The organism is Roseateles sp., assembly GCF_036486225.1.
In the GTDB taxonomy this organism is placed as follows: domain Bacteria; phylum Pseudomonadota; class Gammaproteobacteria; order Burkholderiales; family Burkholderiaceae_C; genus Roseateles.
Map to the genome: position 1 here is coordinate 1 of NZ_DASVNZ010000366.1, position 5,659 is coordinate 5,659.

Genomic DNA, 5,659 nt, shown 5'->3' on the forward strand with positions numbered 1-5,659 from the left:
GTGGGCTAAAGTGCCGGGAAACGCTTGTCGCGGCGCGCGGTGTGGTCCCTTGTGCGAGCAGAATCTTCCCGCACAAATCCCGCACGTGAGTGCATAACTAATTGATTCATATGGTGGTTTGTGTGCCCGTTCGAGGCACCATGCAAAACGCCGGCACGAAGCCGGCGTTTTGCATGAAGAGGCCTGAGGACTCGATCGGACTCAGACGGCCGCGGTGATCACGATCTCGATCTTCCACTCCGGCTTGGCCAGCTTGGCCTCGACCGTCGCGCGCGGCGGCGTGTGACCAGCCGGCACCCAGGCGTCCCAGGCGGCGTTCATGCCGGCCAGGTCCTTGACGTCGGCGATGTAGAGCTGCGCGCGCAGGATCTTGGTCTTGTCGCTGCCGGCGCGGGCCAGCAGCTTGTCGATCATCGCCAGCACCTGCTCGGTCTGGCCCTTGACGTCGGCGGTGGCGTCCTCGGGGACCTGGCCGGCAAGGTAGACCACGCCGTTATGGATGGCCATCTCGGAGAGACGGGCGCCGACGTCGAAACGTTCGATGTTGCTCATTTGCTGGGGTGCTTGGGTTTGTGGGAATGCTTGTGCTCGCGCTTCTCGCGCGACTGCTCATGGCGATGGGACTTCGCAGCCGGAACGGCAGGCGTCGGGGCCGACTTCTGGCCGAGCTTGCTTTCCGTGCCCGCCATCAGCTTCTTGATGTTGGCGGCGTGGCGCCAGATCAGCAGCAGACTCATCAGCGCGATGGCCGGCAGTTCCGGACCGACGTCCCAGACCAGCATCTGCAGCAGCGGCGCGGCGACCGCGGCGGCCAGCGACGCCAGCGACGAATAGCGGAACACCACCGCCATGACGATCCACACGCCGAGCACGGACAGGCCCAGCCACGGGTTGATCGCGAGCAGCACGCCGGCCGCGGTGGCGACGCCCTTGCCGCCGACGAACTTGAAGAAGACGGGCCACAGATGGCCGATGAAGGCCGCCAGGCCGACCAGCGCGGCGGTGCCTTCCTCCAGGCCGTACGGGCCGCCGAACTTCAGCACCAGCAGCACGGGGACGTAGCCCTTGAGGGCGTCGAAGACCAGCGTGAGGATGGCGGCGGCCTTGTTGCCGGAGCGCAGCACGTTGGTGGCGCCCGGGTTGCCGCTGCCGTAGCTGCGCGGATCGGACAGGCCCATCAGCCGGCTGACGATCACCGCGAAGGACAGCGAGCCGATCAGATACCCGGCCACGACAGCCAACAAGGGGAACAGGACACTTTGCATGGGGCGCTATTCTGCCCCGGACTTCAGCGCGCACTCGACCGGGCGGGCCGCGAGCAGCTCCGTCAAAACCCGGGGTTCGAGGCTGACGAGGTACCCGCGGCGTCCGCCGTTGATCAGGATGCGGGGCAGCGCGAGCACACTGGACTCGACGAACACGGGCATCGTCTTGCGCGTCCCGAAGGGCGAGGTGCCTCCGACGAGGTAGCCGCTATGGCGCTGGGCGACGTCGGGCTTGCAGGGCTCGACCTTCTTGCAGGGGATCTGCCGGGCGAGTTCCTTCAGGCTGACGGTGCAGTCGCCGTGCATCAGCACGATCAGGGGTTGCGCCTTCTCGTCCTGCATCACCAGCGTCTTGACGACCTCGTGCTCGGACACGCCGAGCTGCTTGGACGACTCGCCGGTGCCGCCGTGATCGACGTAGTCGTAGACGTGCTCGCCGAACGCGATCTTGTGCTGGCGCAGCATCTGCGTCGCCAGCGTCTCGCTGACATGGGCGGATTTCTTGCTCATGGCGCGATTCTCCGCGCTGGCCGCGCCCGCTGCTTGTACGAGCTTGCTGCGCCTGCTGACAGACGATGGCAGCGCCCGCGCTACGCTGCGGCGCCCTCCCTGCACTTCATGTTCACCGAGCCCCCATGACGGACGCCGCCTCGACCTCCAGCTACAACCTCAAGGATCTGATCGGCGACACGGCGCTGCGCGCGCTGGCGTCGGTGTTCGCCGAAGCGGCGCCCGGCTTCCAGCGCAAGCGCTTCATGACCGTGGCCACCGATGGGCTCGAGCCGCTGTCGATCATGCAGCGCGTGCACCGCGTGGCTGAAGCGCTGGACGCCGCGTTGCCTGGCAGCTTTGCGGACAAGCTCGATGCCGTCGTGGCGGCGGCACCAAACACCGGCGGCGCGTTCATCAACATGGGGCTGTGCGATTTCGTCGCGAGCTACGGCCTGCACGATCCCGCGGCGTCGCTGAAGGCGCTCAAGCGCATGACCGCGCACGGCACCGCCGAATTCGCGATCCGGCCCTTCCTGCGCCAGGATCTGACCGGCACGATGAAGACGATGACGCGCTGGACTTCGGATCGCGACGAGCACGTCCGGCGTCTCGCCAGCGAGGGCTGCCGGCCGCGGCTGCCGTGGTCGTTCCGGCTCGACGCGCTGGTCGCCGATCCGGGGCCGCTGGCGGAGATCCTGCAGGCGCTGTGCGCCGACGACAGCCTCTACGTGCGGCGCTCCGTCGCCAACAACCTGAACGACATCACCAAGGATCACGCGGATTGGGTCTTCGCGCATGTGGCCGACTGGGACCTGGCCGACGAGCGCAGCGCGTGGATCGTCAAGCATGCGCTGCGCTCGCGGATCAAGCAGGGCGATGCGCGCGCGCTGAAGCTGATCGGCGCGAGCGAGGGCGCGCTGGCCGTCGTGGAGCGCCTGGCGATCGAGCCGTCACGCGTGGCGATCGGCGGCGAGATCGAGATCGCCTTCGAGCTGCGATCGACCGCGGAGACGACGCAGCGACTGGTCGTCGACTACGCGGTGCATTACGTGAAGAAGAACGGCCGCGCATCGCCGAAGGTCTTCAAGCTGAAGACGGTGGAGCTTGAAGCGGGCGGGTCGACGTCCATCCGGATCCGGCGCGCGCTGCGCAACTTCACCACGCGCACGCACTACGCGGGCACGCACGCGATCGATGTGATGGTCAACGGCCAGAAGCTTGCCGACGGTACGTTCGAGCTGCTGATGGGTTGACCGCCCAGACCCCGCGCGCTGCGCGCGCCCCTCACCCCTGCCCTCTCCCGCAAGCGGGAGAGGGAGCAAAACCAGAGTCGTGACTCGGTCAGCTCAGTGCATTCTCACTCCCTCTCCCGCTTGCGGGAGAGGGCGGGGGTGAGGGCCAGCGGCGGTGGCAGTACGAAAGCTCACTGCGCCGGGTCGCGGATCTCCCAGCGGATGCGGTCGATGCGCGCGAGCGTGTCGGCATCGAGGGTCCGGCCGAGCGCCGCGATGTTCTCGTCCAGCTGCTCCACCGAGGTGACGCCGATCAGCGTGCTCGCCGTCTGCCAGCGCGAGGTCACCCACGCGATCGCCAGCGTCGACGGCGACATCCCCAGCTCCGCCGCCAGCGCGTTGTAGCGCCGCGCCGCGGCCAGCGTTTCGTGCCGCGCCCAGCGCTGCTTCTTCATGCTCTCGAAGATCGCCAGCCGGCCCGGCCTGGCGGGATCAGCCAATCCGTGCTGGTCGTACTTCCCCGTCAGCGACCCGAAGCCCAGCGGCGAATACGCCAGCAACCCGACCTGATGCCGATAAAGCGCCTCGTCGAGACCGTTCTCGACGATCCGGTTCACGAGGCTGTAGGCGTTCTGCACGCTGACGATCCGCGGCAGCCCGTGCTGCGCGGCCAGATGCACGAACTCGCCCACGCCATAGGCCGTCTCGTTGGACAGCCCGATGTGGCGGATCTTCCCGGCGCGCTGCAGCTGCGCGAGCGCCTCCAGCTGCTCATGGATGGACGCGACGGGCTTGTCCTTCGCCGGCTCGAAATACACGCCGCCGAACATCGGCACGTGCCGCGCCGGCCAGTGGATCTGGAACAGGTCGATGGTCTCGAGCTGCAGCCGCTTCAGGCTGTCCTCGCAGGCCTGCACGATCTGCGCGCCGGTCAGGTCCATGCTGCCGTCGCGGATCCAGTCGTAGCCGCGCGACGGCCCGGCGACCTTGGTCGCGACGACGACCCGCTCGCGCATCCCGGGCCGCGCCTTCAGCCAGCGGCCGATGATGGCCTCGGTCCGGCCGAAGGTGTCGGCACGCGCGGGCACCGGGTACATCTCGGCGATGTCGAGCAGGTTGATCCCCGCCGCCACCGCGCGATCGAGCAGCGCGTGGCTGCCGGCCTCGTCGACCTGCTCGCCGAAGGTCATGGTGCCCAGGCCGATGCGGCTGACCGAGAGGTCGGACTGTCCGAGGGTGATGCGGTCCATCTTGTTCTCCGTGAAGCGCGGCGCCATAGAGCCCCCTGCCTGAAGCCGAGGGCCCGGCGCTACAACCGGCCAGTGTGCATGAGGCCGCGCCTCGCCGCCGCGCGTGCGGGCGATCGCCGCGCGAGCCCCCGCTTCCCCTTTACGCGGCTTGCCATTGCGTCTTAGAAATTATTGTTTTACAGTAATTTCTTGCCACCCGACGGTAAGACCATGAGCGACGCCTCCTTCCCTGCCAGCCTCCGGCGCATCCGCTGGATCGCCCACTGCGTGCGTGCGATGGCACTGATCGCGATGGCGGTGGTGGTGGGTTTCCACGCGGTCTTCTGGGCCGACCGCGGCCTGGTCGAGCGCACCGCGCGCAAGGACTGGTGCCTGGACTGCCCCATGCAATTCGACGCCGTCTCGCGCGCCTGGGGCCTGGCGGTCAACCTGCCGCAAGCGCTGCTGACGCTGTTCGCGCTGCTGTGCCTGTGGCGTCTCTTCGGCGCCTATTTGCGCGGCGAGGTCTTCACCGACGGCGCGACGCGCCACCTGCGGCGCCTCGGTCAATCGGTGACGGCGATGGCGCTCGTGATGCCGCTGACCGACACGGTCACCATCCTGGCGCTGACGCTGGGCAATCCGCCGGGACAGCGGATGCTCTCCGTCCACCTCGGCAGCCAGCACTACGTCGTGCTGCTGCTCGGCCTGGTGCTGATCGCGATGGCCATGGTGATGCGCGAGGCCCAGCGCATGGCGCAGGAGAACGCCGAGTTCGTCTGAACGGACCGGCGCAGGAACCCCGCCCATGCCCATCGTCGTCCGACTCGACGTGATGCTCGCGCAGCGCAAGATGCGCTCCAAGGAGCTCGCCGAGGCCATCGGCATCACCGAGGCCAACCTCTCGCTGCTGAAGTCCGGCAAGGTGCGCGGGGTGCGCTTCGACACGCTGTCGCGGATCTGCGCGGTGCTGCAGTGCCAGCCCGGCGATCTGCTCGCCTGGGAGCCGGGCGACGAGCCCGAGGACGGGGGGGCCGATGGCGGCGCGTGATCCTCACGGTCCTCTTGATCCGCATGGATCGAAGCGCCGCTTCGGCCCGCGCGCGATCGCCATCGGTGCGGTCCTGCTGCTGCACGTCGCGCTGATCGGCTGGCTGCAGCAGGCGTGGCACCGGGCCGAGTCGCACCGCGAGCAGCGCAGTTCGTCCGTCCGGATGGTGACGATCCAGCTGCCGCCGTTGCCCAGGCCCGTGCCGAAGACGACGCCGGTCGCCCGATCTCCGGAACGCCGGGCAAGTCCTGACCCCAAGCGGCCATCGCCGGAGGATGCACCGTCGACGCGCCCCACCGCGCGCGTCCAGGAGCCCCGGCCCGAGGTCGATCGCCATGAAGACGATCGCCGCGACGAGCCCCGCGCCTCGGTGGTCATCGCCGCGCCGAC

7 protein-coding genes and 1 pseudogene are annotated in these 5,659 nt (G+C 68.4%); 4 read left to right on the forward strand and 4 right to left on the reverse strand.

Going from position 1 to position 5,659, the window contains the following annotated elements; genetic code table 11:
- Nucleotides 1–201: 201 nt before the first annotated feature.
- Genes VF536_RS23955 through VF536_RS23965 form a run of 3 tightly spaced genes read right to left on the reverse strand, consistent with a single transcriptional unit; the run spans nt 202 to nt 1,775 of the window.
- On the reverse strand, nt 202–552 hold the full coding sequence (locus tag VF536_RS23955; RefSeq protein ID WP_067283870.1) for a RidA family protein: 351 nt from the start codon (nt 550–552) through the stop codon (nt 202–204).
- On the reverse strand, nt 549–1,265 hold the full coding sequence (gene plsY / locus VF536_RS23960) for a glycerol-3-phosphate 1-O-acyltransferase PlsY (protein ID WP_331617430.1): 717 nt from the start codon (nt 1,263–1,265) through the stop codon (nt 549–551). The genes VF536_RS23955 and plsY overlap by 4 nt, the downstream gene beginning before the upstream one ends.
- Nucleotides 1,266–1,271: 6 nt before the next feature.
- Complete coding sequence (locus VF536_RS23965; protein ID WP_331617431.1) at nt 1,272–1,775, reverse strand: aminoacyl-tRNA deacylase; 504 nt, start codon at nt 1,773–1,775, stop codon at nt 1,272–1,274.
- Between the two features lie 125 nt (nt 1,776–1,900).
- Between VF536_RS23965 and VF536_RS23970 the strand changes: the two genes are divergently transcribed.
- Nucleotides 1,901–3,010 (forward strand): DNA alkylation repair protein, encoded by a 1,110-nt coding sequence (locus tag VF536_RS23970; protein ID WP_331617433.1) that lies wholly within the window; start codon nt 1,901–1,903, stop codon nt 3,008–3,010.
- Nucleotides 3,011–3,180: 170 nt separating this feature from the next.
- On the opposite strand, the gene VF536_RS23975 is transcribed toward VF536_RS23970, so the two are convergent.
- Entirely contained in the window at nt 3,181–4,239 is a 1,059-nt protein-coding gene (locus VF536_RS23975) for an aldo/keto reductase (RefSeq protein ID WP_331617434.1), read from the reverse strand.
- A 210-nt stretch (nt 4,240–4,449) separates the two neighbouring features.
- Between VF536_RS23975 and VF536_RS23980 the strand changes: the two genes are divergently transcribed.
- The 3 genes and pseudogenes from VF536_RS23980 to VF536_RS23990 all read left to right on the forward strand — a co-directional run.
- Nucleotides 4,450–5,001 carry a DUF2975 domain-containing protein gene (locus tag VF536_RS23980; RefSeq protein WP_331617435.1) on the forward strand — a complete coding sequence of 184 codons (552 nt, stop codon included), beginning with the start codon at nt 4,450–4,452 and terminating at the stop codon, nt 4,999–5,001.
- Nucleotides 5,002–5,026: 25 nt separating this feature from the next.
- Nucleotides 5,027–5,269, forward strand: a complete 243-nt coding sequence (locus tag VF536_RS23985; RefSeq protein ID WP_067283861.1) for a helix-turn-helix domain-containing protein — start codon at nt 5,027–5,029, stop codon at nt 5,267–5,269.
- A pseudogene (locus VF536_RS23990) lies at nt 5,256–5,659 on the forward strand (hypothetical protein); the annotation flags it as partial. The gene VF536_RS23985 and the pseudogene VF536_RS23990, both read left to right, overlap by 14 nt.